General features: G+C 52.9%; 26 protein-coding genes. 8 read left to right on the forward strand and 18 right to left on the reverse strand.

Annotated features, from left to right (window positions below):
- The first annotated feature begins 107 nt into the window (after positions 1–107).
- Positions 108–1,352, forward strand: a complete 1,245-nt coding sequence (gene mtr, locus OGX95_RS10705) for a tryptophan permease (protein WP_286629394.1) — start codon at positions 108–110, stop codon at positions 1,350–1,352.
- Between the two features lie 40 nt (positions 1,353–1,392).
- On the opposite strand, the gene OGX95_RS10710 is transcribed toward mtr, so the two are convergent.
- The 3 genes from OGX95_RS10710 to ubiU form a co-directional block, all read right to left on the reverse strand.
- Entirely contained in the window at positions 1,393–2,400 is a 1,008-nt protein-coding gene (locus OGX95_RS10710) for a luciferase-like monooxygenase (protein WP_286629395.1), read from the reverse strand.
- An 80-nt stretch (positions 2,401–2,480) separates the two neighbouring features.
- On the reverse strand, positions 2,481–3,359 hold the full coding sequence (locus OGX95_RS10715; protein WP_286629396.1) for a U32 family peptidase: 879 nt from the start codon (positions 3,357–3,359) through the stop codon (positions 2,481–2,483).
- Between the two features lie 8 nt (positions 3,360–3,367).
- Entirely contained in the window at positions 3,368–4,363 is a 996-nt protein-coding gene (gene ubiU, locus OGX95_RS10720) for a ubiquinone anaerobic biosynthesis protein UbiU (protein WP_286629397.1), read from the reverse strand.
- A gap of 219 nt (positions 4,364–4,582) precedes the next feature.
- Here ubiU and ubiT point away from each other — a divergent pair, with 219 nt between their 5' ends.
- Entirely contained in the window at positions 4,583–5,107 is a 525-nt protein-coding gene (gene ubiT / locus OGX95_RS10725; RefSeq protein WP_137382409.1) for a ubiquinone anaerobic biosynthesis accessory factor UbiT, read from the forward strand.
- Positions 5,101–5,604, forward strand: a complete 504-nt coding sequence (locus tag OGX95_RS10730) for a GNAT family N-acetyltransferase (RefSeq protein WP_137382408.1) — start codon at positions 5,101–5,103, stop codon at positions 5,602–5,604. Before ubiT ends, OGX95_RS10730 begins: the two co-directional genes overlap by 7 nt.
- Here OGX95_RS10730 and OGX95_RS10735 read toward each other — a convergent pair.
- Positions 5,601–5,906 carry a GIY-YIG nuclease family protein gene (locus OGX95_RS10735; protein WP_286629398.1) on the reverse strand — a complete coding sequence of 102 codons (306 nt, stop codon included), beginning with the start codon at positions 5,904–5,906 and terminating at the stop codon, positions 5,601–5,603. The genes OGX95_RS10730 and OGX95_RS10735 overlap by 4 nt on opposite strands.
- Positions 5,907–5,943: 37 nt before the next feature.
- On the opposite strand from OGX95_RS10735, the gene OGX95_RS10740 reads away from it, so the two are divergent.
- Together OGX95_RS10740 and OGX95_RS10745 are read left to right on the forward strand one after the other, a co-directional pair.
- On the forward strand, positions 5,944–6,372 hold the full coding sequence (locus OGX95_RS10740) for a YhbP family protein (protein WP_286629399.1): 429 nt from the start codon (positions 5,944–5,946) through the stop codon (positions 6,370–6,372).
- 39 nt (positions 6,373–6,411) lie between these two features.
- Positions 6,412–7,047, forward strand: coding sequence for an NAD(P)H-binding protein (locus tag OGX95_RS10745; protein ID WP_286629400.1), 636 nt, complete (start codon positions 6,412–6,414; stop codon positions 7,045–7,047).
- Positions 7,048–7,076: 29 nt separating this feature from the next.
- Here the strand turns inward: OGX95_RS10745 and dolP are convergent, their stop codons facing one another.
- The 4 genes from dolP to OGX95_RS10765 form a co-directional block, all read right to left on the reverse strand.
- Positions 7,077–7,652: a division/outer membrane stress-associated lipid-binding lipoprotein gene (gene dolP, locus OGX95_RS10750; RefSeq protein WP_048213381.1), complete on the reverse strand. Its 576-nt coding sequence runs from the start codon at positions 7,650–7,652 to the stop codon at positions 7,077–7,079.
- A gap of 9 nt (positions 7,653–7,661) precedes the next feature.
- Entirely contained in the window at positions 7,662–8,252 is a 591-nt protein-coding gene (gene diaA, locus OGX95_RS10755; RefSeq protein WP_003024948.1) for a DnaA initiator-associating protein DiaA, read from the reverse strand.
- A gap of 61 nt (positions 8,253–8,313) precedes the next feature.
- Entirely contained in the window at positions 8,314–8,715 is a 402-nt protein-coding gene (locus tag OGX95_RS10760; RefSeq protein ID WP_286629401.1) for a YraN family protein, read from the reverse strand.
- Positions 8,673–10,724, reverse strand: a complete 2,052-nt coding sequence (locus OGX95_RS10765; RefSeq protein WP_286629402.1) for a penicillin-binding protein activator — start codon at positions 10,722–10,724, stop codon at positions 8,673–8,675. Before OGX95_RS10765 ends, OGX95_RS10760 begins: the two co-directional genes overlap by 43 nt.
- Positions 10,725–10,786: 62 nt before the next feature.
- Between OGX95_RS10765 and rsmI the strand changes: the two genes are divergently transcribed.
- Entirely contained in the window at positions 10,787–11,650 is an 864-nt protein-coding gene (rsmI, locus tag OGX95_RS10770) for a 16S rRNA (cytidine(1402)-2'-O)-methyltransferase (RefSeq protein ID WP_271454107.1), read from the forward strand.
- 55 nt (positions 11,651–11,705) lie between these two features.
- Here the strand turns inward: rsmI and kbaY are convergent, their stop codons facing one another.
- From kbaY to kbaZ, 8 genes are all read right to left on the reverse strand, one after another.
- The gene (gene kbaY / locus OGX95_RS10775; RefSeq protein ID WP_286629403.1) at positions 11,706–12,587 is read right to left on the reverse strand and encodes a tagatose-bisphosphate aldolase subunit KbaY; all 882 of its coding nucleotides are present in this window, start codon (positions 12,585–12,587) and stop codon (positions 11,706–11,708) included.
- Positions 12,588–12,599: 12 nt separating this feature from the next.
- A complete protein-coding gene (locus tag OGX95_RS10780) occupies positions 12,600–13,754 on the reverse strand; it encodes an AgaS family sugar isomerase (RefSeq protein ID WP_286629404.1) in 1,155 nt (384 codons plus the stop codon).
- A gap of 301 nt (positions 13,755–14,055) precedes the next feature.
- A complete protein-coding gene (nagA, locus tag OGX95_RS10785) occupies positions 14,056–15,189 on the reverse strand; it encodes an N-acetylglucosamine-6-phosphate deacetylase (RefSeq protein ID WP_286629405.1) in 1,134 nt (377 codons plus the stop codon).
- On the reverse strand, positions 15,186–15,620 hold the full coding sequence (gene agaF / locus OGX95_RS10790) for a PTS galactosamine/N-acetylgalactosamine transporter subunit IIA (RefSeq protein WP_286629406.1): 435 nt from the start codon (positions 15,618–15,620) through the stop codon (positions 15,186–15,188). Before agaF ends, nagA begins: the two co-directional genes overlap by 4 nt.
- A gap of 16 nt (positions 15,621–15,636) precedes the next feature.
- Complete coding sequence (gene agaE / locus OGX95_RS10795) at positions 15,637–16,515, reverse strand: PTS N-acetylgalactosamine transporter subunit IID (RefSeq protein ID WP_003024929.1); 879 nt, start codon at positions 16,513–16,515, stop codon at positions 15,637–15,639.
- Positions 16,505–17,284, reverse strand: coding sequence for a PTS N-acetylgalactosamine transporter subunit IIC (gene agaW, locus OGX95_RS10800; protein WP_003839998.1), 780 nt, complete (start codon positions 17,282–17,284; stop codon positions 16,505–16,507). Before agaW ends, agaE begins: the two co-directional genes overlap by 11 nt.
- Positions 17,285–17,294: 10 nt before the next feature.
- On the reverse strand, positions 17,295–17,768 hold the full coding sequence (gene agaV, locus OGX95_RS10805; RefSeq protein WP_286629407.1) for a PTS N-acetylgalactosamine transporter subunit IIB: 474 nt from the start codon (positions 17,766–17,768) through the stop codon (positions 17,295–17,297).
- Positions 17,769–17,787: 19 nt separating this feature from the next.
- Positions 17,788–19,083, reverse strand: a complete 1,296-nt coding sequence (gene kbaZ / locus OGX95_RS10810; RefSeq protein WP_286629408.1) for a tagatose-bisphosphate aldolase subunit KbaZ — start codon at positions 19,081–19,083, stop codon at positions 17,788–17,790.
- Between the two features lie 249 nt (positions 19,084–19,332).
- Between kbaZ and OGX95_RS10815 the strand changes: the two genes are divergently transcribed.
- Both OGX95_RS10815 and agaR read left to right on the forward strand, forming a co-directional pair.
- Positions 19,333–20,139, forward strand: coding sequence for a DeoR family transcriptional regulator (locus OGX95_RS10815; protein ID WP_003024922.1), 807 nt, complete (start codon positions 19,333–19,335; stop codon positions 20,137–20,139).
- 324 nt (positions 20,140–20,463) lie between these two features.
- On the forward strand, positions 20,464–21,234 hold the full coding sequence (gene agaR, locus OGX95_RS10820; protein WP_286629409.1) for a transcriptional repressor AgaR: 771 nt from the start codon (positions 20,464–20,466) through the stop codon (positions 21,232–21,234).
- Positions 21,235–21,271: 37 nt separating this feature from the next.
- Here the strand turns inward: agaR and OGX95_RS10825 are convergent, their stop codons facing one another.
- Positions 21,272–22,192, reverse strand: a complete 921-nt coding sequence (locus tag OGX95_RS10825) for an ROK family protein (protein WP_008785896.1) — start codon at positions 22,190–22,192, stop codon at positions 21,272–21,274.
- 18 nt (positions 22,193–22,210) lie between these two features.
- A complete protein-coding gene (locus OGX95_RS10830) occupies positions 22,211–23,467 on the reverse strand; it encodes a Gfo/Idh/MocA family protein (RefSeq protein ID WP_048236827.1) in 1,257 nt (418 codons plus the stop codon).
- Between the last annotated feature and the right edge of the window lie 30 nt (positions 23,468–23,497).

Raw genomic sequence — 23,497 nt, forward strand, 5'->3', positions numbered from 1 at the left:
CCGATCGAAATGATTGGGGCTTTTTTTATTTCTTTTGTACTCGTGTACTGGTACAGTGCGGCACATTGATATGTCGTCACAATATAAATGACTGGAGAGATGGCTGAATGGCAACACTAACCACCACCAAAACGTCACCTTCGCTGCTCGGCGGCGTGGTGATCATCGGCGGCACGATTATTGGCGCGGGAATGTTTTCCCTGCCGGTGGTGATGGCAGGTAGCTGGTTCTTCTGGTCAATGGCTGCACTGATCTTTACCTGGTTCTGCATGTTGCATTCAGGGCTGATGATCCTTGAAGCTAACCTTAACTACCGGATTGGCTCCAGCTTCGATACCATCACCAAAGATCTGCTGGGTAAAGGCTGGAACGTCGTTAACGGCATTTCCATTGCTTTCGTACTCTATATCCTGACTTATGCCTACATTTCGGCGAGTGGTTCGATTCTGCACCACACTTTCTCGGAGATGTCGCTGAACGTTCCGGCGCGTGCGGCAGGTTTTGGCTTTGCTCTGCTGGTGGCGTTTGTCGTGTGGCTAAGTACCAAAGCGGTCAGTCGCATGACGGCGATTGTGCTGGGTGCGAAGGTGATTACCTTTTTCCTGACTTTCGGTAGCCTGTTAGGGCACGTCACGCCGACCACATTATTTAACGTAGCGGAAAGCAACGCATCGTACACCCCGTATCTGTTGATGACGCTGCCGTTTTGTCTGGCATCGTTTGGCTACCACGGTAACGTCCCGAGCCTGATGAAGTACTACGGTAAAGATCCGAAGACCATCGTTAAGTGCCTGGTCTACGGTACGTTGCTGGCTCTGGGACTGTATACCGTATGGTTGTTGGGGACGATGGGCAATATCCCACGCCCGGAGTTTATCGGTATTGCACAGCAGGGAGGTAATATTGATGTGCTGGTCCAGGCGTTGAGCGGTGTACTGAACAGCCGCAGTTTGGATTTGCTGCTGGTGGTGTTCTCCAACTTTGCAGTGGCGAGTTCGTTCCTCGGTGTGACGCTGGGGCTGTTTGATTACCTCGCGGATCTGTTTGGCTTTGACGACTCTGGTATGGGACGTTTTAAAACGGCATTACTGACGTTTGTACCGCCTATTGTGGGGGGCCTGCTGTGGCCGAACGGCTTCCTGTACGCCATTGGTTATGCAGGACTCGCAGCAACCATCTGGGCCGCAATTGTCCCGGCGTTGCTGGCACGTAAATCTCGTGAGCGTTTCGGTAGCCCGAAATTCCGCGTCTGGGGTGGCAAGCCGATGATTGCGCTGATTCTGGTATTCGGTATTGGCAACGCAGTTATCCATATTCTGTCGAGCGTGAATCTGTTGCCGGTCTACCAGTAATCTCTTTTTTGCCCTCTCCCTATCGGGAGTGGGCGACAACTTACCCCACTAACTCTTCTTTCACCTGCATCGCAAGCTCAAACGAATGCAGGCGTGCCTGATGATCGAAAATCTGGCCGTTAACCATAATTTCATCGGCCTGGGTTTCGCGCAAAATAGCGTCGAGGCCGTGACGTATTTTCGCTTTATCACCGACCAGCGACATACTCAGCGCCTGCTGAACGCCGTACTGTTCAGAAGCAGACCACAGCTGATGCATATTCTCTACCGGCGGCGGTAACTGGCCGGTTTCGCCCCGGCGCAGTTTCACAAATGCCTGCTGCATCGAGGTGAAAAGAAACTCTGCATCGCGGTTACTGTCAGCGGCAATGATATTGATACACACCATCGCATACGGTTTTTCCAGACGTGCTGAAGGCCTGAACTGTGTCCGGTACAAGTGCAGCGCCTGATGCAGCATATCTGGTGCGAAATGCGAGGCGAAGGCAAATGGCAGGCCAAGCTGTGCTGCCAGCTGTGCGCTGTACAGGCTGGAGCCTAATAGCCAAACCGGGATTTGCTCGCCGTAGCCAGGAACCGGGCGTACCTGCGGATTAGGGTCGCGGGCGTCAAACCAGTCCACCAGTTCTGCTACATCACGCGGGAAGTTATCAATATCCCCACTCATATGGCGACGCAGTGCGCGCATGGTGGGTTGATCGCTGCCTGGCGCACGACCCAGCCCGAGGTCAATCCGCCCCGGATACAGCGTATTCAGCGTGCCGAACTGCTCCGCAATCACCAGCGGCGAATGGTTTGGGAGCATGACGCCACCGGATCCCAGATGCAGGGTGGTGGTATGGGCTGCCAGATAGCCAATCAGTACTGACGTTGCGGCGCTGGCGATACCGGCCATGTTGTGATGTTCTGCCAGCCAGTAGCGGTGGTAGCCGCGTTTTTCAGCGAGCTGTGCGAGTTCGAGCGAATGGGAGAAGGCTTCTCGCGCGGAGGAACCCTGAGGGATCGGCGCGAGATCCAGCACCGAGAACGGAATGGTTTTGTCAGTCATAACGGCTCACTTTGTTACCGGTTAATCTTTTAATATTGCATTAAAGATTAGCGAGTGTTGTTAACAAAGTGAGCTATTAATCACATCTGCAGCTCCAGCCCGGCCAGACGCTTCCAGTAGCCGTTGCAGTCACTGTGGGAGGCAAGTGGTAACGGGGCACTGCCATTCTCGTTGGCACGGAAGGCATCCAGCATGGCGAAAGTCTCGGTTCCCAGTGGGGAAAGGCGCACAATATCAACCAGCCCCTGCATGGACGTTAGCTCGTTACCGAGGTTGTAGACGTAGCCGCTCATGGTCTGAATACCGTTGAGGACAAAGACCTGCTGATTTTCCTGCGACAGAACATCACGCCCGTTAGGGTATTTGATGCAGCAGGTTTCGCACTCGTCTTTAGGCTTATCTTCGGAGCGTGCGGTAAAGCAGCGGGCAGAGTAGGCCAGCGGCAGATGCCCGTAGCTCAGAACTTCGGTTTCAAACTGATTGCGAATACCCAGTTCGTCACACTGGTTGAGCAGGTTCACCAACCAGTCGCGCGACAACTCAACCGGCATACACCAGCGCACCATGCCTTGCTTGAGCAGAATACGCAGCGTCACGGCGTTGTAGCAGTTGAGCGCGTGCCCGGCGACGAATGGCAGCTTACGCTCGGCGCACATGTTCACCACGCCGAGGTCGCTGGCTTCCAGCAGGAAGTCACCGTTTTCCACATAGCGCTTCAGTTCTCCCAGTTCTGAGGAGGCCTGCACCAGCGCCAGCGTAGAGAGCACCACCTGTTTGCCGCTGCCGGCGAGAGATTTCGCCATATCGAGCCAGTCACCTACTTTGGTCGCACGGCGCTTGCTGCACACCGCTTCGCCCAGATAGATAACGTCGGCCTGGCTGGTCGCGGCCTGCTGATAAAAGTCTTCCAGCGTCTCTTTCGACCAGTAGTAGAGCACCGGCCCTAATGAATATTTCATTGCTTTTCTCACTGCCATTTACGGTGATACGCACCAAGCGTGGTCTGCGTGCCTTCGGACATGGAGCCCAACGTTTCCATCCATTCAGGCTGTGGAACGAAGTTCTGCGGGGAGGCTTTGCAGCGGTCGATCGCCTGACGCCAGACTTTCGCTACCTGGCTGACATAGGCCGGGCTACGCTGGCGACCTTCGATTTTCACCGAGGCAATATTGGCGGCCAGCAGTTCTGGCAGCAGTTCGAGCGTATTCAGGCTGGTGGGTTCTTCCAGCGCGTGGTAGCGCTCGCCATCTACCAGATAACGCCCTTTACACAGCGTTGGATACCCAGCGTTTTCGCCATCCTGATAGCGATCGATCAGCACCTCGTTCAGGCGAGATTCCAGACCCTGCGCGGTCTGCTGCCAGCGCACAAAGCGGGCGGGAGAGCAGGCACCGACGGTGTTGGGAGATTCACCTGTCAGGTAAGACGAAAGATAGCAGCGGCCTTCCGCCATAATGCACAGGCTGCCGAAGGCAAACACTTCTAACGGAACCGGCGTCACACGCGCGAGTTGTTTCACCTGATGAATGGACAGCACGCGCGGCAGTACCACGCGCGCGACGTCAAAATTGCGGTGATAAAAATTTACCGCCTCTTCATTGGTTGCCGATGCCTGAACAGAGACATGGCGCTCAATATGCGGATAGCGCTCTGCGGCATACTCAAGCATGGCGAGATCGGCGAGGATCAGCGCATCCGCACCCAGTTGTGCCGCCATATCCACAGCACGCTGCCAGCGAGCGTAACCATCCGGGTGGGCAAAAGTGTTAATGGCGATGTGCAGTTTACGGCGATGCTGATGGACGAAACTCACCGCTTCCTGCAATTTTTTCTCGGTAAAATTAAGGCCGGCGAAATGACGGGCGTTGGTATCATCTTTTAGCCCGATGTACACAGCATCAGCGCCGTTCTCGATGGCCGCCTTAAGCGCCGGGAGATTTCCGGCAGGGCAGAGCAGCTCCATAATTTATCCTGAAAGTTACGCCGCCTGGGCGCAAAAATGTTAACGAAGAGGGATTTTAGTTAACCTTGCTGAGACAATTTTTGATTTGAGGCAGTTAAAGTTGTATTGGTATCACCAATAAAGAGGTAACAATTTCGTATTGAATTGTTGATTTATGCCGCTATGTCGTTTATTTGATATGGCAAAATAGCAGGACTATTGAAACAGGGAGTAAAGCTCGTGTTGGATAAACTGCGTTCACGCTTAGTACATTTAGGTCCTTCTCTGATGAGTGTACCGGTTAAACTGACGCCCTTTGCGCTGAAGCGCCAGGTTCTGGAGCAGGTCCTGAGCTGGCAGTTTAGTCAGGCGCTGGCCGATGGGGAGCTGGAGTTTCTCGACGGTCGCTGGCTGAGCATTCATGTGCGCGATATTGGCCTCAGATGGTATACCTCAGTAGAGAACGGCAAGCTTATCGTCAGTGAGAGCGCAGATGCTGATGTGAGTTTTAGCGCCGATGCCAGCGATCTTCTGATGATCGCGGCACGTAAGCAGGATCCAGATACGCTTTTCTTCCAGCGTCGCCTGGTGATCGAAGGTGATACAGAATTAGGGCTGTATGTTAAAAATCTGATGGACGCCATCGAACTGGAGCAGATGCCGAAAGCATTACGTGTCATGCTGCTGCAGTTGGCGGATTTTGTTGAGGCGGGTATGAAAACGTCGCCAGAAACCAAACAGACCTCGGTAGGTGAAGCATGCTGATTCGAGTTGAAATTCCCATTGATGCCCCAGGTATTGATGCGCTGCTGCGTCGTTCATTTGAAAGCGATGCGGAAGCGAAGTTAGTGCACGACCTGCGCGAAGACGGTTTCTTAACGCTGGGTCTGGTTGCTACCGATGATGAAGGTCAGGTAGTGGGCTACGTCGCATTCAGCCCTGTTGATGTGCAGGGTGAAGATCTGCAGTGGGTCGGTATGGCACCGTTAGCGGTAGATGAAAATTACCGTGGGCAAGGCCTGGCGCGTCAGCTGGTTTATGAAGGGCTGGATTCTCTTAACGAGTTTGGCTACGCCGCGGTGGTCACCCTGGGCGATCCGGCATTGTACAGTCGCCTGGGCTTCGAACTGGCGGCTCATCACGACCTGCGTTGCCGCTGGCCGGGTACAGAAAGTGCCTTCCAGGTGCATCGCCTGGCGGAAGATGCGCTGGAGGGCGTATCTGGCCTGGTGGAATATCACGACCATTTCAACCGCTTTTAAGTGTCGGGGGTTTGCAGGCTCCTCAGTAGAGTCTCAAACCCTTCACCTTCCACAAGGCGCTCTTTCTGGCGTTTTGTAAGCTGCTTGACCCGATACTCTATGCGCAGGGCCAGCGAGCGATCGCCGACTTGTGCCGCAAATGCCAGAGTGAGCTCTCCCTTCCCGCGTAGCGCTTTCGCACCTTTTCCGCTCTGATGCTGCTGATAGCGGCGTTGTACATCGGTGGTTATTCCGGTGTACAGGGCATTGTCTGCGGTACGGATCAGATACAGATACCAGGGTGTCATTGTTACCATCGACATGATAATTTTCAGTCCTACAGTATAAAAGAGAACAGAAATGGAAACACTGACTGCGGTGACGCGTTGGCTGGCAAAGCAGCACGTCGTGACCTGGTGTGTACACCATGACGGTGAATTGTGGTGCGCCAATGCGTTTTATCTGTTTGATGCGCAAAAGGTTGCGTTCTATGTGCTCACCGAAGAGAAGACCCGCCATGCACAGATGTCTGGCCCGCGTGCGTCCGTTGCCGGAACGGTAAACGGTCAGCCTAAAACGGTCGCGCTGATTCGCGGCGTTCAGTTCAAAGGGGAAATCCGCCGCCTGGAGGGAGAAGAGAGCGACGCTGCGCGTAAAGCGTATAACCATCGTTTCCCTGTCGCCAGGATGCTGTCAGCGCCCGTGTGGGAGATTCGGCTGGATGAAATCAAGTTCACTGACAATACGCTGGGTTTTGGCAAGAAAATGCTCTGGCTGCGTGATCTATAGTTAGAAGATCGATTGAGGATGCGGGGGGACGGAAAAGTAATGAGCCAGGTGTTAATAACAGGTGCCACTGGGCTGGTGGGCGGAAATTTGCTGCGGATGTTGCTGAATGAACCCCGAATCCATGCTATCACCGCACCGACACGACGACCATTGGCAGATACGGTCGGGGTCTATAATCCTCACGATCCACAGTTAAGCGATGCGCTGGCGCAAGTTACTGACCCGGTCGATATTGTTTTTTGCTGCCTGGGCACGACCCGACGTGAAGCGGGTAGCAAAGAGGCGTTTATTCATGCGGATTATACGCTGGTGGTGGACACCGCTCTGACGGGCCGCCGGCTTGGTGCCCAGCATATGCTGGTGGTGAGTTCGATGGGCGCCAATGCACATTCGCCGTTTTTTTATAATCGGGTGAAAGGGGAAATGGAGCAGGCGCTGATCGCTCAGAAATGGCCCCGGTTAACGATTGTCCGGCCTTCGATGTTGCTGGGTGACAGGGAACAACAGCGAACAAACGAAAGGCTTTTTGCGCCGTTATTCAAGCTACTACCGGGAAACTGGAAGTCCATTGAGGCGCGTGATGTCGCGCGGGCAATGCTGGCGGAAGCGATGTCGCCGGATCATGAAGGCGTTTCAATCCTCACGTCCTCAGCGCTTCGGGAGAGGGCGAAATAGCCCGGCTAATCAACCGGGCTATTAATAAGCTACTTGATGAACGTAAAGGCGGTAGTGACGCGTTTCACGCCGCTTACCCGGCTGGCGATATCCGCTGCCGCCTTCGCTTCGCGTTCAGTCACCAGACCCAGCAGGAAGACTTCTCCATTCTCGGTGGTGACTTTAACGTTTGACGATTTAACCTGATCGCTGGTCAGCAACTGGGAGCGCACTTTGGTGGTGATCCAGGTATCGTTGGATGCATCGCCCAGGCCGATAGGTTGGCCCTGACGGATCTCATTAAAGACTTCCGTTGTGCCCTCCACACCCATTGCAATTTGTTTTGCTCGTGCAGAGAGTTCGCTATTCGGCGACTGGCCGACCAGCAGGACTTTACCCTGATATGCACTCACGTTGATGCGCGCTTCTTTCTTGATCTGGGCATCTTTCGACAACGCCGTATTGACGCGTAATTCCAGGGTCCCATCATCTACCTGGGTGCCGACACTGCGAGGATCCGTTGCTGCTTTCGTCCCGACAGCTGCTGTTCCGACAACGGCGGCAGCTACACAGCCTTGCAACAGCAACGCTGAGAGAACGACGGCGAGCGGCGAAAATGCCTTCATGTGTACTCCTTAATCATCCTGGTGAGGGAAAAGCGTGTTATCAATGAGATCGCAAAGGCAATTGACCGTCAGCATATGCATTTCCTGAACGCGGGCGCTGTGGTGTGAAGGGATGCGGATTTCAACGTCCTGTGGCCCCAACAATCCGGCCAGTTCCCCTCCGTCATAACCGGTCAACGCAACGATCGTCATGTCGCGCGTAACGGCTGCTTCAACGGCTTTTACGATATCGCGGCTATTACCACGCGTAGAAATTGCCAACAGAACATCACCTGCATGTCCCAGCGCACGGACTTGTTTTGCATAAACTTCGTCGTGCAGGCGATCGTTGGCAATCGCAGTTAAGACCACATTATCAGTATTTAGTGCAATCGCAGGTAAACTGGGTCGCTCTGTTTCAAAACGGTTGATCATGCTGGCAGCAAAATGCTGTGCGTTGGCAGCGGATGTCCCATTACCACAACAGAGAATTTTGTTGCCATTGAGCAGGGACTGAACCAGCGTCATGGCTGCACGGGAGATCGCATCCGGGAGTGCTTCAGCCGCAGCTATCTGAGTTTGAATGCTTTCTGTAAAGCAGACTTTGATTCTGTCTAACACGCTAATCCTTAAGTACCAGGCACGTCAGGTTATTTTATTTGCCTGATGGGCAGGTTCTGATTCAACTATATGAGCGGTCGTTGAACGCGTTCTTAAACCACTCAACATCATTTCCGGTGAAGGCTAACACATCGAACCGGCAATCCACAGTATCAAAACTCCCATTGTGGCGCGCAAGCCACAAGCGGGCGGTCTGTAATAATTTGTGTTGTTTGCTGCGGGTCACACTCGCCGCCGCGCCGCCAAATTGGGCGGACCGCCGGTAGCGGACCTCGACAAAGACGGTGGTCCTGCCTTCATGCATTATCAGGTCGATTTCGCCGCCACGTTCACGTACGTTGGCGGCGAGAAAACGCAGTCCTTTGCTTTCCAGCCAGTGACGCGCAGTTGTTTCCCACGAATCACCGGTCTGTTTGCTCGTTAACTGGCGGGGACGACCTGTCCTTGCTGGTATTTGAGCCATGATAACTTCCTGTTAATCACGCAATCCTGAGTTGCTGTCAATGCGCCGGTGTTGCCGTTAATTTCGAAGCCCTGCACCTGACGCATTTGCGAGAAATGATTCGCGAGTGACCAGGCATCAACACCCATTGCATACATGCGCGCAAGCGAGTAGTCATTGCGTACTGCACTAAGCGCTTGCTGCATGAGCGGCTCGTTGCCGCCAGCCAGCATTGGAATTTCGCTGTACTGCAGGCCTTCCATCTCCAGACGGAAATCAGGACCAGCGGTACCCTGCGCGCTGCGGGAGCTGGCGTACAGCGTCGCACCGCTCTGGCTGCCGTTACGCATGGCGATCATCGGTTTAATAAACGCAATTTCTTCCGGCGTCGCCAGAATATACACAGCATCAACACGACCGCTGCCGCCAGTGATTTGGGCATCGGTAGGCGCTGCCGGTATCGTCAGACCGCCAATCGTCACGCCAGGTTGCGCAGGCACAGAGGACGCCACCGGGCTACCCGTCAGAGAAATCCCCGAACCACCGTTGACGCCCATTTTAAGCTCAGCGGTCGACCCGAACTTCTGCTGCAGCACCGTGCCGCCACCCAGTTTTTGCCATTCCTGAGCAAAGGCATTGGCGACACGATCGCCCAGACTGCTGCGTGGGATCAGCAGCAGCGGAGCCTGTTTGCCCTGGGCGTGAATATGACGTGCGGCATCGCGCGCTTCATCTTCTGGTGATAGTGCGAAGTAGCACACATTCGCCAGATTCTTCACCGACTCTGGCTGGTTTAGCGCCAGTACGTTGAGCGGTGTATTGCTTTTCATCAGCTCTTCGACATTGTTCTTCAACAGCGGGCCGACAACAATGCTGGCGCCATCCTGCTGCACCTGAGCCAGGATCTGATTCAGCGGCTGTGATGACGTGTCGTAAATTTTCAGCTCTGCGGACGGATTCGCCGGCGCGCTGGCTGTCGTTGCCGGTTGAACTGGCGCAGTCTGAGGCACTGCGGCCGCTGGCTGTACTGGCGTATCGTTGGTCAGATCGCTGACAGAAGCCTGAGCGGGACTGGCGACGCCGTCAGTCGTCTGTGGTTGTGCCGTTGTTACACCTGCATCAGTGTTAGCTGCAGGTACGGCGGCAACAGGTGCAGCGACCGGTTGAGTACCCATATTTTTTGCCGCTTCAAAGCCCTGCTGAATGGTTCGCCCAAAAACAGCGGCCTGGCCATTCAGAGGCAATAGCAGTGCTATCTTGCTGGTGGAGGCGGGCTTAAAGCTCTGAACGTTGACGAGCTGCGTAGGCAACAGTTTCGCCCCAGGATTTTGTGGGTAACGTTTTTGCCAGTCGGCAATACCCGCTTTCATCATGTTTGGATCGTTACGGTTATCGAACCAGACGCGCTGGAGATCCAGCCAGCCTTGTAGAACGTTTTCATCAGCGTTGATGACCAGCGTCTGCGCTTGTTCTGGCGTCATTGACGACAGGGCCTGCCAGGTGGCATCGATATTCTTCTGCTTGTCTTTTGCGGCGAGCAGAGGTTCCTGGGCAATTAACGCACGTAGCAGAGAGAGGGAAGGCCGTCCCTGGCTGGCATCAATTTGCGCCTGCCAGTAACGTGCTTGCTGGTTTTGCGAGAAATCGGCTGGTTTTAACTGACCCAGTAGCGCCTGTGCGCCAGCGATATCTTTCTGCGCAAGTTTGATTTCGACGGCCAGTAGTGACTGTTCAGGACGCTGGGTATCGTTCAGTTGCTGCGGCAACTGGTTGAACAACTCGACCGCCTGCTGGCTCTTGCCTTCTTTCAGCAGTGCACGAATGGCGAGTAATTGCCAGTTGGTCTTGCTATCATCTGAGCTTTGCTGCATTTGCTGCAGATAAAAGCCGGAATCAGCCTGTGCTGTGCCCTGCATATGGGCAGCACTCTGGTCTGGCGCCTGGGTGCCACAGCCTGCGAAAATCAATGCTGCCAGAATGACAGGCAGCGCGCGTGCAGCTTTCAAACGAGAAAATGTTGAGGGTACCATACTGTATCCAGTGATATTTTTTACGCAATGCTCAATATTAAATCGGCAATACGGACGACACAATGAAACAACACGAATCGGCGGATAATTCTCAAGGCCAACTCTTTATTGTACCTACTCCTATCGGAAATTTGGCTGATATTACCCAACGAGCGCTCGAAGTTTTACAAGCCGTTGATTTGATTGCCGCTGAAGATACTCGTCATACAGGGCTATTGTTACAACACTTCGCGATTAACGCGCGATTGTTCGCCCTGCATGACCACAACGAGCAGCAAAAGGCCGAAACGCTGGTGGCAAAGCTCAAAGAAGGGCAAAACATTGCGCTGGTTTCCGATGCCGGAACACCGTTGATTAACGATCCCGGCTACCATCTGGTGCGCACCTGTCGCGAAGCGGGGATCCGCGTGGTACCTCTGCCTGGCCCTTGTGCGGCGATTGCCGCGTTGAGTGCTGCAGGTCTGCCATCAGATCGTTTCTGCTATGAGGGGTTCCTGCCAGCCAAATCTAAAGGGCGTCGTGATGCGATGAAAGCCATTGAGGCTGAACCACGTACGCTTATTTTTTATGAATCCACTCACCGCTTGCTGGACAGCCTGGAAGATATGGTAGCGGTCTGGGGCGAATCCCGTTATGTCGTGCTGGCGCGTGAACTGACCAAAACCTGGGAAACCATTCATGGTGCGCCGGTGGGTGAGTTGCTGGCGTGGGTCAAAGAAGACGAAAATCGCCGTAAAGGTGAAATGGTGCTGATTGTCGAAGGGCATAAAGCGCAAGAAGACGACCTTCCGGCTGATGCGCTGCGTACGCTAGCCTTATTGCAGGCAGAATTGCCGCTGAAAAAGGCCGCCGCGCTGGCCGCAGAAATCCACGGCGTGAAGAAGAATGCGCTGTATAAGTATGCGCTGGACCAGCAGGGAGAGTAAGCCAGATTGTTGATGGCCAAACCGACAAGGGTATGGCCATTAGCTAACACAGTGCTTAAGACTGAGCGGCAGTTTCACTGACTAATAAGCGGTTTGCTGACCCGCATACAGTGATTTTGCTACGCACCACTTCTTTCATCGCATCCATACCGACCCGCATGTAATAGCGAGGATCGTTGCCCTGCGGATTCTCCGCAAACCACGCTTTGACCGCATCGGCAAAAGCGATTTTCAGTTCGGTCGCGACGTTAACTTTGCAAACGCCAAGCTCGATCGTGCGGCGGACGTATTCGTCAGGGACATCACTTGCGCCATGCAGCACCAGCGGAACGTCGACTACCTCACGAATTTCACCCAGCCGCTGGAAATCGATTTTGGGTGTCTTGGTGTACAAACCGTGTGCTGTGCCGATGGCAACAGCAAGGCTATCTACGCCAGTAAGCTCAACAAACCGTTTAGCTTCTTGTGGATCGGTGAGGAAGGCGCTTTCTGCATCCACACTCATATCATCTTCTACGCCACCGAGGCGACCCAGCTCAGCTTCCACGCTGCAATCTTTGGCATGGCAAAAATTCACAACGGATTTCACCAGCTTCACGTTTTCTTCAAACGGAAAGTGGCTGCCGTCAATCATTGCGCTGCGCACTCCTGCATTCACTTTACGACGAATGTCGTCCAGCGACTCATGGTGATCGAGGTGCAGCGCCAGCGGTATACCGTAGCTGGTGGAATAAGCGCTGCACAGCGCGTAGATCTCTTCCAGTGCGATATGCTTAAAGGTACCCGGCGTTCCAGCCAGGATCACCGGCGATTGCATTTCATAGCACACTTCAAGGATCGCCTGGATCGTCTCGGCGTTATGAATGTTAAAGGCGGGTACGGCATAGCCCTTTTTTTGGGCATCCAGCAGGAGGTATTTCGTGGAAATAATGCTCATAAAACGATCCTTTTAGGCGTTCCAGGGATGAATAACAACGCCCTGTACAACGCGGTTCACAGTGCCGCTGGCTGAAGGCGTATCCGGTGTATTGCCGATATTGATGGATTGCGTCAAAGCAAAAACCTGGGCGTAGATTAGGAAGCAGAACGCCAATTCCATATCGATGAAAGAGCGTGCTGGTGGCAGCAGAATATGTGGGCCTGCTTCAATCACCTCATGAGTTTGTGCGGCAATCGCGACAACCCGCAATGCCTGCCGATCGCGGCGTAACTCTGCCAGCAGATCGAGATCGTATTGACGTGTATACGGATGGCTGGAAACAAAGACCACTACCAGCGTTTCGTTATCAACCAGCGACTTTGGACCGTGACGAAAGCCTGTCGGGGAGTCATAGAATGCGGCCAGTTTGCCTGCAGTCAGCTCCAGGACTTTCAGTGCTGATTCCCGCGCTGCTCCCTGTAATCCACCGCTACCGAGGTAAACGATCCGTTTCCAGGGTTCATTGCCAAATACACCGTCGCTGAAATCGCCCAGCGAAGTCAGAATCGCCTGGCACCGTTCGGCCACGTCACGGAAGGTCTGGCTGTTGATTTTCTCCGGGGCAAATACTGCCAGGCAGCTGGCCATCATGGTGGTAATGCTGCTGGTCATGGCGAAGCCACGGTCATGTGTCTCTGCGGGCATTAACAGAGCAAAGGCATTGTCGCTTGCAACTGCGTTTTGATAGAGGCTACCTGCTTCGTTGCAGGTGATCGGCAGGTGATAACACTCAGGCACAAACTGATTAGCCAGTTCCACTGCTGCAACGCTTTCAGGGCTGTTACCTGAGCGAGCGAAAGAAATGAGCAGCAGCGGATGTGCGGGATTCAGGTAATCCATCGGATTGGTGACCAGATCGGTGGTCGGCACAGCGCTGATGTTTTTACCGGTATAGCTTGCCAGCCAAGGGGCGATGATGTCGCCAATGAATGCTGATGTTCCAGCCCCGGTCAGTATGATCCGCAGATCGTTTTTGCGCAGTAATGGTGCGAGAAAGCTGTCAATGGCAGATCGAATGTTGTCGATATTCGTAAGGGAACGGATCCAACTGGCAGGTTGTTGACGGATCTCTTCTTCGGTCCAGGTGCCCGTTACCGCGGTAACAGGGGTATAGGTTTCTGGCATAACTTAAGTCCTTAGTCTTGTAAATTCCACATAAGACGCTGGCGAGAATGTCGCTATCTTTCGTTTCGTTTCACTTGTTCATCTTGTCGATTGATTAAAATCTATAGGAAAGAAATCGAAAGAGCAATGTCCCAAAGTGAAATAAAACGAAATTTGTGATCGTGAGAACGAAAGGTGTGACTATCTTATTGATCTATAAGAAGTAGGCTTGTTGTAGGATGGTTAGGTATTTACTCAAGCGAAAGGAAAAGAAAGGCCTTGCGATCGAAGACCGCAGGCCAACACGAGACAAAATGAAAGGTCAAAGGGGGAGAGCCTGACCCTGAATCCAGATCTGTTGTAAATGTAGCCCGCTATTGAGCGCGATCGCGTCTGCACGTTTTCCCACTGCTAACGATCCCAGTTGGCGATCGATACCCAACAGACGAGCGGGGTGGAGAGAGGCCATATGAATTGCCTCTTCTGCCGTTATCCCGGTGAGCTCGACCATATTACGTACGGCTGCGTCAACCGAGAGCGTGCTACCAGCCAGGCCACCGGAGGCGGTACGCACAATACCACTGTGCATTTCCACCTCCTCACCGCAGAGCGTATAGCGTCCGTCTGGCATTCCTGCAGCCTGCATGGCATCGGTGATCAGCACCAGTCTGTCTTTGGCGCAACAGCAGCAGAGCTTCATGGCCGCCGGGTGGACATGGTGTCCGTCAGCGATAAGTTCCAGCCAGGCGCAAGGGTCGGTTAACCCTGCGCCAACCATTCCTGGCTCCCGATGATGTAAGCCGGTCATACCGTTATAGCAGTGAACCAGTCCGTCAGCGCCGGCGTCAAAGGCCGTGCGGGTTTGTTCCCAGGTAGCTGTGCTGTGGCCCAGCATCACCCGTACGTTGCGCTGCTTCAGATGTTCGATGGCCTGCAATGCACCGGTTTTTTCTGGTGCCAGCGCAACGACGCGCAATGTTTGCTGGGAAATCGCAATCAGTTCATCCAGTTCACTGAGTTCCAGTTCCCTGAAAAGCTCAGGCGGGTGCGCCCCTTTGTTCTGCGGCGTAAAGTACGGGCCTTCAAGATAACTGCCCAGCACCTGTGCGCCGGGCCCTCCGGAGTGGTAGCGATGGGCGATACGCTCAAGCGCCTTGTGAATATCCGGTAGTGGAGCGGTGACGGTAGTGGGTAGCCAGTTGGCTACCCCTTCACGCGCTTTGTGCATCGCCAGTTTGTCGAGCGTATCCGGTGCTTCATCCATCACATCGGCACCCGCGCCCCCGTGTACGTGGGTATCAATGTATGCCGGACAGAGCAGTTCAGCATCGCGGACCATAACGCCGGAAGGAATTGGCTCTATTGCCGCAATGATACCGTCTTCAATATGCAATTGATGATCGTCCAGCCAGCCCTGTTCGGTCAGTAGACGTCTGGCGCGCAGTAGCAGTGTCATATCCCTTCCTCAACGGGCTTTTCCTCACGGCAGCGTCCCAGCTCGTCCACCAGGCTGGTTAAACCCCGGTGCCCGCACTCCAGCGCCTGCAAACGAAACGCTTCGCTGCTCAGGTCGTCGCGCTCCAGCACCATCTCCAGTAGCAGTTGTAGATTGGTACCGGTGATCACTTCAGTACCTTGCCTTTGCATGGCTAGTGTGGAAGCGACGCGAAATGGTGTCCCGCCCAACAAATCAGTCAGAAACACGATGTCTTGCTGCGCATCCAGTTCATCCACCGCCTGTTCAAGTTGTGAGGTGAGCAAGGCAGTGGTTGAGGTTTCCGGAAAGTCGATGGCAATGAACTGAGTCTGCTCACCCAGAATCTGTTTCATCGCTTTTTCCATTCCGCTGGCAAACCCGCCATGACCCGTCAAAATAATACCTAACATCTACAACCCCTTATATTTACAGGAAATGACAGAACTTACCTACGACGCCGAGCACCACGGTAATGGCGATAAGGCGCAGAGGACTCCAGCCACGGCGGACCAGCCAGAACATGGTTAATGTGTAGACCAGCGGTAAAAAAGCAGGCATCAGCTTGTCTATCACATCTGTTTGCAGTTTCACTACCGCATCGCCAGCAGTGATTTCCAGCGTAGTGCTCAGGCGAACATAGGTCGCTACCAGCGCACCGATCACCGTCATCCCAACGATGGATGCCGCATGTCCAACCTTTTTGGTGTTAGCTTTAATCAGCGGAATGGCAGCAACGCCCATTCGATAAGCATAGTGTGCCAGCCCAAAGCGCAGACCAAGATGAACCACGTTGAACATAACAATAAAGACAACTGCGCCAAGAATAGAGCCTTGCAGCGCCAGACTGGCCCCGATACCGCCGCAAATAGGCAGTAACGTTAACCAGAACATGGCATCGCCGATGCCGCCAAGCGGCGCACCCACGGCAATCTTGGTGCTTTGAATACTGTTCACATCCTGCTTGGAACGTTCCATCGCCAGGATAATCCCGATAACAAACGTGACCAGGAACGGGTGTGTGTTGAAGAAGCCCATATGGCCTTTCATCGAACGCGCCAAATCGCGCTTATTGGTATGGATCTTTTTCAGAGCAGGTAACAGGCCGTACAGCCATCCTGATGCCTGCATACGTTCGTAGTTAAAAGAGGCCTGCAACAGCATTGAACGCCAGGCAACACGGTTGATATCTTTTTTCGTCAGCTCGGCACCGATATTCTGGTCTTCGTAGACGTTTTCATTGGTGCCGGACAGCAGCGTTTCTTCGGTTTCGGAAACGTTCGGCAGAGCCGTTTGATTAGATGCCATCTTCGAATTCCTCTTTTTGTGCTGCGGGAGCTGTAGGTTCAGGTGATTTACGCAGAAAATCGATCAGCGCCATTGCCAGTGCTGCGGCGGCGATCGCCAGCACAGGGAGTTTGAGCCAGGCTGCGGCTACAAAACCCAGGATGAAGTAGGGGATATAGACGTTTTTCATCATGATTTTCAGCAGTACGGCGAAGCCGATAGCTGGCATGATGCCGCCTGCCACACCCAGTCCGTCAATCAGACGCGTTGGCAGAACATCTATCGCGGTTTTGGCATGTTCCGCGCCAAAGTAAATCGGCAGGAACGCGCATAAAAAGTAGAAGGTCCCCAACGCGAGCAACGCCAGATAGTTGACCCGCTCAATCCCGGCGGTATCGGCATTCGCTGCCATGCGATCGCAGCGAGCCATCACCCCGGACATCACAGAGAACAGGAAAGTAATCCCCATCTGTACTGCTACGGCGAACGGTACCGCCACACCTACGGCAACTTCAGGTTTCACTCCGGTCGTTATGGCAAACGTGGTTCCCACGATAGTGCCGATAATCACGTTTGGCGGTTGAGCTCCCGCTAGTGGGGCAAGACCCATCCACACCAGTTCCAGAGTACCACCTGTTAAAATACCGGTATGCAGATCGCCCAGAATCAGGCCGACCAGCGGCCCGAGAACAACCGGGCGGTGCATGTGCGTTAACCCGTTGAACATATCCAGGCCTGCAATAAAGGCGAGAATACCCAACGCAAAAGCCTGCAACAGACTGATTTCCATTGTGAATCCCTCAGAGAAGTTTATAGAGGTCCTGGGTGGGTTCTGTTGGAACGCCCTGAACGAAGCATTCCACTCCAGCGGCTTTGAGCCCGTTGAACGCCGTAATATCAGCAGCGTCTACAGAAACCGTTTTGGCGATTTGTTGCTTGCCGTTGGCGTAGTGCATATTGCCAACGTTGATACGGTTAACAGGAACACCGCCTTCGACCAGACGGAAAAAATCCGCAGGCGATTTGCAGACCAGCAGAATTTTCTGGCGATCAGCGGCACGGTGAATATTGTCGATCACTTTTTGTAGTGACCAGAAGCGTACGGCGATCCCTTCTGCCAGTACCATTTCCATCAGGTTTTGCTGCACTGGATCTTCAGCCACCTCATCATTAGCGACCAGCACCAGGTTTGCCCCCGCAAACCCGACCCATTGCACACCAACCTGACCGTGGATCAGACGTTCATCAATGCGACTTAATACAATGTTTGGCATGGTATTTTTCTCTTTTTTGTTATGCGTTACGATCTGGAGCACCCAGGCAGGCGCAGTGATATTGCTGCAGTATGTCCTGAATATGGTTAATGATGAGTTCTCGCGGCGTGGCGCAGAGATCTCCCTCGCGCACTTTTACGTACTGCAAGGGTAAATACTGGCTAATCAGCGGTAGTGGAATGGGGTCGTCCGCCAGGTTACGTACCAGACGTTCAAATGCTTCATCAATCTGGCTGTCCGGCCAGTAGTAACGAACCCGATCAGAGTAGCTGTATCCACGGGCCAGACGGCGTGCGTTGCCATCACCGTGATAATGGCTCTGCCAGTACTCTGGTCTATCAAGCATTACGCTTTCCAGCACATGTCGCAGGCCCGAGCTGGCTTTTGCAGGCAGCAATTCTTCTTCAATGGCAGCTAACGAAAACAGCGCTTCGCGCAGGGCGAAGGTAAGCGCGGGTCCTACTTTCAGAATAGCGAAGTGGTCTATTACCAGTTGGCGCAAGGACTGTGGCGTTTGGTAATCCGTAGAATGCGCTTCAAAAACCAGTGTGTCGTAGTCTTCCACCATTTTACTGAGTGCCACGGCTTTCTGCGGTTGATAATCAATGATGTGCGTGTGGTCGAATTCAACGCCAGGTTGCACGACCAGGGCGATAATACGTGCCCATATACCTTCCAGCCCGCGCTTTTCAAAGGCGTGATAGTGGGCCTGCAGCGTTGCACGTGCGGCATCTGGCGTTGTTACCGCCAGTTCGGTTAACGCTTCGTGTGCGCCACCAGGAACCGGAACTTCTGTGCCAATCACATAGACCAGGTCAGACTCGCCAAAATGTGCCATACAGGTTTCTTCGGCGACTTTGGCCAGGCGTGCGGCGCGCTCAGCGACGATTTCATCCGTCAGTGGAACCGGGTCGTTGGCACAAGACATGCTGCAATCGAGGTGGATTTTTTTAAATCCTGCGGCGACATAGCTCTTGATCAGATCGTCAGCATTGGCCATTGCCTGTTCCGCAGGCAGATTTTGCCAACGGTTTGGCCCGAGATGGTCTCCGCCGAGAATCAGCATATCCTGAGAAAAATCAAGCGAGTCGGCTAATCGGCAGACAAAACTGCGAAAATCGGCTGGCGTCATACCTGTATAGCCGCCAAACTGATCAACCTGATTAGAGGTTGCTTCGATCAACAGCGGTGTATGGTTTGCATGGGCGTAGCGTATTGCGGCTTCCAGTACGATTGGATGCGCGGAACAAACGGCATAAATCCCGTTTGCCTTCCCCCGTTTATGCTGCTCGACCATTTTAGTTAGATGTTTCACTTTCCTCTCCAGGTCAGATTACTGCGACATCAATCTTTCGTTTTGTTTCATTTAATACTGCATCATGGTGTTATAAAAATAAAACGAAAGATAATGGTTTTCCGATCTGTTTCACAAAAGAAACACAATGAAAGGTTTCAGCGTAAGTTCGTCCGGCTCTTCCCTGCTTGCGGGGCTTGCATTCGCGTAAAAGAAAGGCGTTAATAGATAAAACGAAATAAAACGAAAGGTTCAACTAAAGGATTTCTTATGAGTAACACCGAGTCCTCTGCAGACAAGCGCGTTATTGGCACCAGCGAAAGACGTGAGCAGATCATCCAGCGGTTACGGCAGCAGGGAAGCGTTCAGGTTAACGATCTCTCCTTATTTTTTGGCGTCTCCACGGTCACTATTCGCAACGACCTCGCTTTTCTGGAAAAGCAGGGGATTGCGGTACGTGCCTATGGCGGAGCGCTGATTTGCGAAAGCAATGCGCCTGTTGTGGAGCCTTCTGTTGAAGATAAGAGTTCACTTAATACGGCAGTAAAACGCAGTATTGCCAGAGCCGCCGCAGAGCTGATTCAACCGGGACACCGCGTGATCCTTGACTCCGGTACCACGACCTATGAAATTGCCCGCCTGATGCGCCAGCATACTAATGTCATTGCTATGACCAACGGTATGAATGTCGCCAATGCGCTACTGGAAGCCGAAGGGGTTGAGCTGCTGATGACCGGCGGTCATTTGCGTCGTCAGTCACAATCGTTTTATGGCGATCAGGCTGAGCAGTCGCTACAAAATTATCACTTCGACATGCTGTTTCTTGGCGTTGATGCTATTGATTTAGAGCGTGGTGTTAGCACGCACAACGAAGATGAGGCGCGTCTCAACCGTCGGATGTGTGAAGTGGCTGAACGTATTATTGTTGTTACCGACTCGACGAAGTTTAACCGCTCCAGCCTGCATAAGATCATTGATACCCAGAGGATCCATACCATCATTGTTGATGAAGGTATCCCAGAGGAGAGCTTGCAGGAACTACGCCGCAGCGGTGTTGAAGTGATCATTGTTGAGTAGTCCCGCTCTAAAATTCAAAAATGTGATCCCATTCAATTAAACAAAAACAAACCATAAGCGAGCTTTTTTAGTTGCTCGCTTTCGTTTTTTTGCATGCTTCCCGTCTCTTTCTCGCATCTTACCCGTTTTGAGTCTTTTCATTTTTTCGGTTTTCTTCGTTTCGGTTTGCTAAAGCGAAAGAAAATAGTCAGTTTTGGTTAAATTAAACGCTGAGTCTGTGCGCACAAATTCACCTTATTGCTTCTGATGTAATATATTCAAAAGAAAACGAAAGTGCTAAAGCGCTAAAACAAAACAACATGAATATTTGATGGAGCAATAGAAATGCTGGATAACTTAAGACGTCGCGAGCAAATAATTGATCTGCTGTGCGATCAGGGTAGCGTTCGTGTCGAGCCACTGAGCGTCCATTTTGGTGTGTCATCGGTCACGATCCGCAACGACTTACGTTATCTGGAGCAGAAAGGATGCGTCATGCGCTCCTACGGCGGGGCGGTTCTCAATCAGCACTTCGCCCTTGACCGGCCTTTGCAGGATAAGGACCGGCTGAATCGCGATGTGAAAACGCGTATTGCCGAAAAAGCAGCCAGCTTTGTGAAAGATGGTGACACGTTAATCCTCGATTCCGGTTCGACCACCACGCTCATTCCTCCAATGTTAAAGAATCGCCGCGATCTGGTGGTGATGACCAATGCGCTCAACATTGCGTGGGAGCTGGCGAATTTTGAGCGCGTAGACGTCATGATCCTGGGAGGGAACGTCAGGCAAAGCGTCTATTCATTGTATGGCCCTTCAGCAGAACACCAGCTTAGACAATACCGGTTTGATAAGCTTTTTTTGGGCGTTGATGGATTCTGCCTGGAAGCGGGGATTACCACGCCACATCCGGGAGAAGCACATCTGAATCAGGTAATGTGTGAGGTTGCGCAGGAGGTCACGGTAGTCGCTGACTCCAGCAAGTTTGGCCGCAAAAGTTTCTGTATGATTAGCGAAATCAGCGGGATTGACCGGGTGATTACCGACAGCGGTATCCCAGATAATTATCACCGGACGTTAATCCAGCTTGGGGTGGATGTGGTGATTGCGGATGAATAACTGAAACTGCTGGCGAGGTTACCTCGCCAGCAGTATTTTAGTGGGTCAGCGTACCCTGTTCAACCAGCAGCAATGCGGCACCGCGAACCCCGCTGGATGCACCATGGATGGCCGGAAATACGCGGGCAGGCTCTAATCCCGGGAACAAATAACGTGACATGGCCTGCGGCAGCAACGTATAAATTTCCTCGATGTTGGAAACTCCACCGCCGAGAACAAAAGCATCGACATCCAGAATCAACTGCAATTGCGCCAGCGTACAACCCAACATATCAATCCATGCTTCTATGGTAGTAACGGCGCTGGCATTGCCATGACGATAATGCTCCAGCAGGGTCTCCATTTTGAGTTGTTCTCCACTGAAGTGTTTGTGGAGCCACAGTAAACCAGGGCCGGATTGATAGCGTTCCAGACACCCTTGTAAGCCACAGCCGCACTTCAGCTCCGGCAAGTGATAACGACGCATAAACGTTGCCGGAAGCGGTAAATGGCCGAACTCACTGGCCATTCGGTTGCGACCCCGATACAACTGACCGTCAATGACTAACCCTCCACCCATGCCGGTGCCAATAATGGCACCAAAAATTCGGGAGAACTGGCGAGCCTGCTGGGTATGGGCTTCCGAGAGTGCAAAACAGCAGCAGTCATTGTCCAGTTCAACCGAACGATTGAGGCGGTGGGCCAGATCGTTCATCACCTGGCGTCCTGTGAGGCAAGGCACGTTAGATGACAGTAATTTTCCGGTATGTCTGTCCATAAGACCGGGCATGCCGATGCCAATTTTTCCTTGCGTTCCAGTCGCCCAGTCGGCGGTATCAATAAGTGAAGTAAAGGTCGAAAGAAAGAGTTCATAATCCTGCACTGGCGTGGCGACGCGCTTACGCCAGCAAACCTGCATTTCCTTATCAAAAGCGACAATTTCAGTTTTGGTTCCACCAATATCAACACCGTAAAACATGCCTCATCTCCTCCGGCTTCACAGCGTAACCAGACAGTTTTCCTTGCGAGCGCGCTCTGCGGCAAAGACCATTAAGTGACTTTCCAGTGATTCATCCGGGCCAGAAAGGATCATATTTTGATCGTTGGCCATCACTGCGTGGATAAAGCGATCCATCAGGTAGTAATCGCCACCACCATGCCCCCCCATCTGGGTTTGTGTGCCAGCGGCGATCTCCTCGATCTGATGCACTGTTTCTTTGTCTGTCAGGAAATCAAACACCCGGATTTGCTCGCCATCACCTTCCAGATAACCTCTGGTGCCAAACAGGCGCGTTTTTCGATCTTCCATTTTGGTAAACGCGGTCATGGTAAAGGTCACTGTCTGTTGGTGGGCAAAACGTAAGTTAACAACCTGATGATCCACCACATCATTATCACAACGATAAACGCAACGACCATAAGGCCCATCGCGCAGCGCCTGGCGAACATTCTCTTCGCTAGGATCTGCAGTCAGCACCCGACGGAAGTGTGGAGTGCACTTGTGGTTTTCACCCAGATAAATTTTGCAGGCAGACCAGGGACAGGTTGATTCAACCTGACAATCAAGGCAGCGGTCGGCGGCACCAGCAGGCTGATTCTCTTTCACAAAGTGACTCAGGCTACCAAATGATCCTACGTCCTGGCAGTTGTCGCTCATGATGTAGCGGATCCAGTCCAAATCATGACAGGATTTCTGTAACAACATAAATGACGATTCTGCTTCATTGCGCCAGTTACCACGTACAAACGAGTGCGCCTGATGCCAGTAACCTACGGGTTCGAGATGCTGCATGCTGACAATATCGCCAATTACGCCATCATCAAGCAGTGATTTCAGTTTTTGCGTATAGCGGGTGTAACGCAGGACGTGCGCGACGGCCAGTAATACGTTGTTGCGTTTGACCGCATCAATAATGATCCGGCAATCTTCTGGCGTAGGGGCGAGCGGTTTTTCCAGCAGAATGTGATAGCCGAGATTGGCAAACGCCACGGCAGGATCTTTGTGCATATTATCCTGCGTGCAAATAAGTACCACATCGGCCATTTTGGGTTGGGCCGCAGCTTCTTGCCAGTCGCAAAATACGTTATTTGGGTCAATCTTATGCTGTGCGACAAACTGCTGACGGTATGCCTCTCTGGGCTCGGCAACGCCTACCACCTGCATTCTGTCTGGATGTTCAAGCGCATAGCGAGAATATATTTCTCCGCGCGCACCAGCCCCTACCACTAATACGGTCACTTTATTCGCACACATATAAACCTCTCATTTTTTACTTAGCCTGAA

The sequence above is a fragment of the Citrobacter sp. Cu233 genome (assembly GCF_030332225.1).
GTDB lineage: Bacteria > Pseudomonadota > Gammaproteobacteria > Enterobacterales > Enterobacteriaceae > Citrobacter.

Excerpts from the sequence above, each read along its gene's own strand:
- OGX95_RS10780 (WP_286629404.1), bottom strand. The coding sequence starts at position 13,754 with ATGCCAGAAACCTATACCCCTGTTACCGCGGTAACGGGCACCTGGACC.
- kbaY (WP_286629403.1), bottom strand. The coding sequence starts at position 12,587 with ATGAGCATTATTTCCACGAAATACCTCCTGCTGGATGCCCAAAAAAAG.
- OGX95_RS10830 (WP_048236827.1), bottom strand. The coding sequence starts at position 23,467 with ATGTGTGCGAATAAAGTGACCGTATTAGTGGTAGGGGCTGGTGCGCGC.
- OGX95_RS10765 (WP_286629402.1), bottom strand. The coding sequence starts at position 10,724 with ATGGTACCCTCAACATTTTCTCGTTTGAAAGCTGCACGCGCGCTGCCT.
- agaF (WP_286629406.1), bottom strand. The coding sequence starts at position 15,620 with ATGTTAGGTATTATTTTGACGGGTCATGGCGGGTTTGCCAGCGGAATG.
- OGX95_RS10735 (WP_286629398.1), bottom strand. The coding sequence starts at position 5,906 with ATGTCGATGGTAACAATGACACCCTGGTATCTGTATCTGATCCGTACC.
- OGX95_RS10730 (WP_137382408.1), top strand. The coding sequence starts at position 5,101 with ATGCTGATTCGAGTTGAAATTCCCATTGATGCCCCAGGTATTGATGCG.
- ubiU (WP_286629397.1), bottom strand. The coding sequence starts at position 4,363 with ATGGAGCTGCTCTGCCCTGCCGGAAATCTCCCGGCGCTTAAGGCGGCC.
- agaE (WP_003024929.1), bottom strand. The coding sequence starts at position 16,515 with ATGGCATCTAATCAAACGGCTCTGCCGAACGTTTCCGAAACCGAAGAA.
- OGX95_RS10745 (WP_286629400.1), top strand. The coding sequence starts at position 6,412 with ATGAGCCAGGTGTTAATAACAGGTGCCACTGGGCTGGTGGGCGGAAAT.
- agaV (WP_286629407.1), bottom strand. The coding sequence starts at position 17,768 with ATGCCAAACATTGTATTAAGTCGCATTGATGAACGTCTGATCCACGGT.
- OGX95_RS10825 (WP_008785896.1), bottom strand. The coding sequence starts at position 22,192 with ATGTTTTACGGTGTTGATATTGGTGGAACCAAAACTGAAATTGTCGCT.
- OGX95_RS10715 (WP_286629396.1), bottom strand. The coding sequence starts at position 3,359 with ATGAAATATTCATTAGGGCCGGTGCTCTACTACTGGTCGAAAGAGACG.
- agaW (WP_003839998.1), bottom strand. The coding sequence starts at position 17,284 with ATGGAAATCAGTCTGTTGCAGGCTTTTGCGTTGGGTATTCTCGCCTTT.
- OGX95_RS10760 (WP_286629401.1), bottom strand. The coding sequence starts at position 8,715 with ATGGCTCAAATACCAGCAAGGACAGGTCGTCCCCGCCAGTTAACGAGC.
- rsmI (WP_271454107.1), top strand. The coding sequence starts at position 10,787 with ATGAAACAACACGAATCGGCGGATAATTCTCAAGGCCAACTCTTTATT.
- dolP (WP_048213381.1), bottom strand. The coding sequence starts at position 7,652 with ATGAAGGCATTTTCGCCGCTCGCCGTCGTTCTCTCAGCGTTGCTGTTG.
- OGX95_RS10815 (WP_003024922.1), top strand. The coding sequence starts at position 19,333 with ATGAGTAACACCGAGTCCTCTGCAGACAAGCGCGTTATTGGCACCAGC.
- agaR (WP_286629409.1), top strand. The coding sequence starts at position 20,464 with ATGCTGGATAACTTAAGACGTCGCGAGCAAATAATTGATCTGCTGTGC.
- mtr (WP_286629394.1), top strand. The coding sequence starts at position 108 with ATGGCAACACTAACCACCACCAAAACGTCACCTTCGCTGCTCGGCGGC.
- OGX95_RS10710 (WP_286629395.1), bottom strand. The coding sequence starts at position 2,400 with ATGACTGACAAAACCATTCCGTTCTCGGTGCTGGATCTCGCGCCGATC.
- OGX95_RS10740 (WP_286629399.1), top strand. The coding sequence starts at position 5,944 with ATGGAAACACTGACTGCGGTGACGCGTTGGCTGGCAAAGCAGCACGTC.
- nagA (WP_286629405.1), bottom strand. The coding sequence starts at position 15,189 with ATGACACTGCTACTGCGCGCCAGACGTCTACTGACCGAACAGGGCTGG.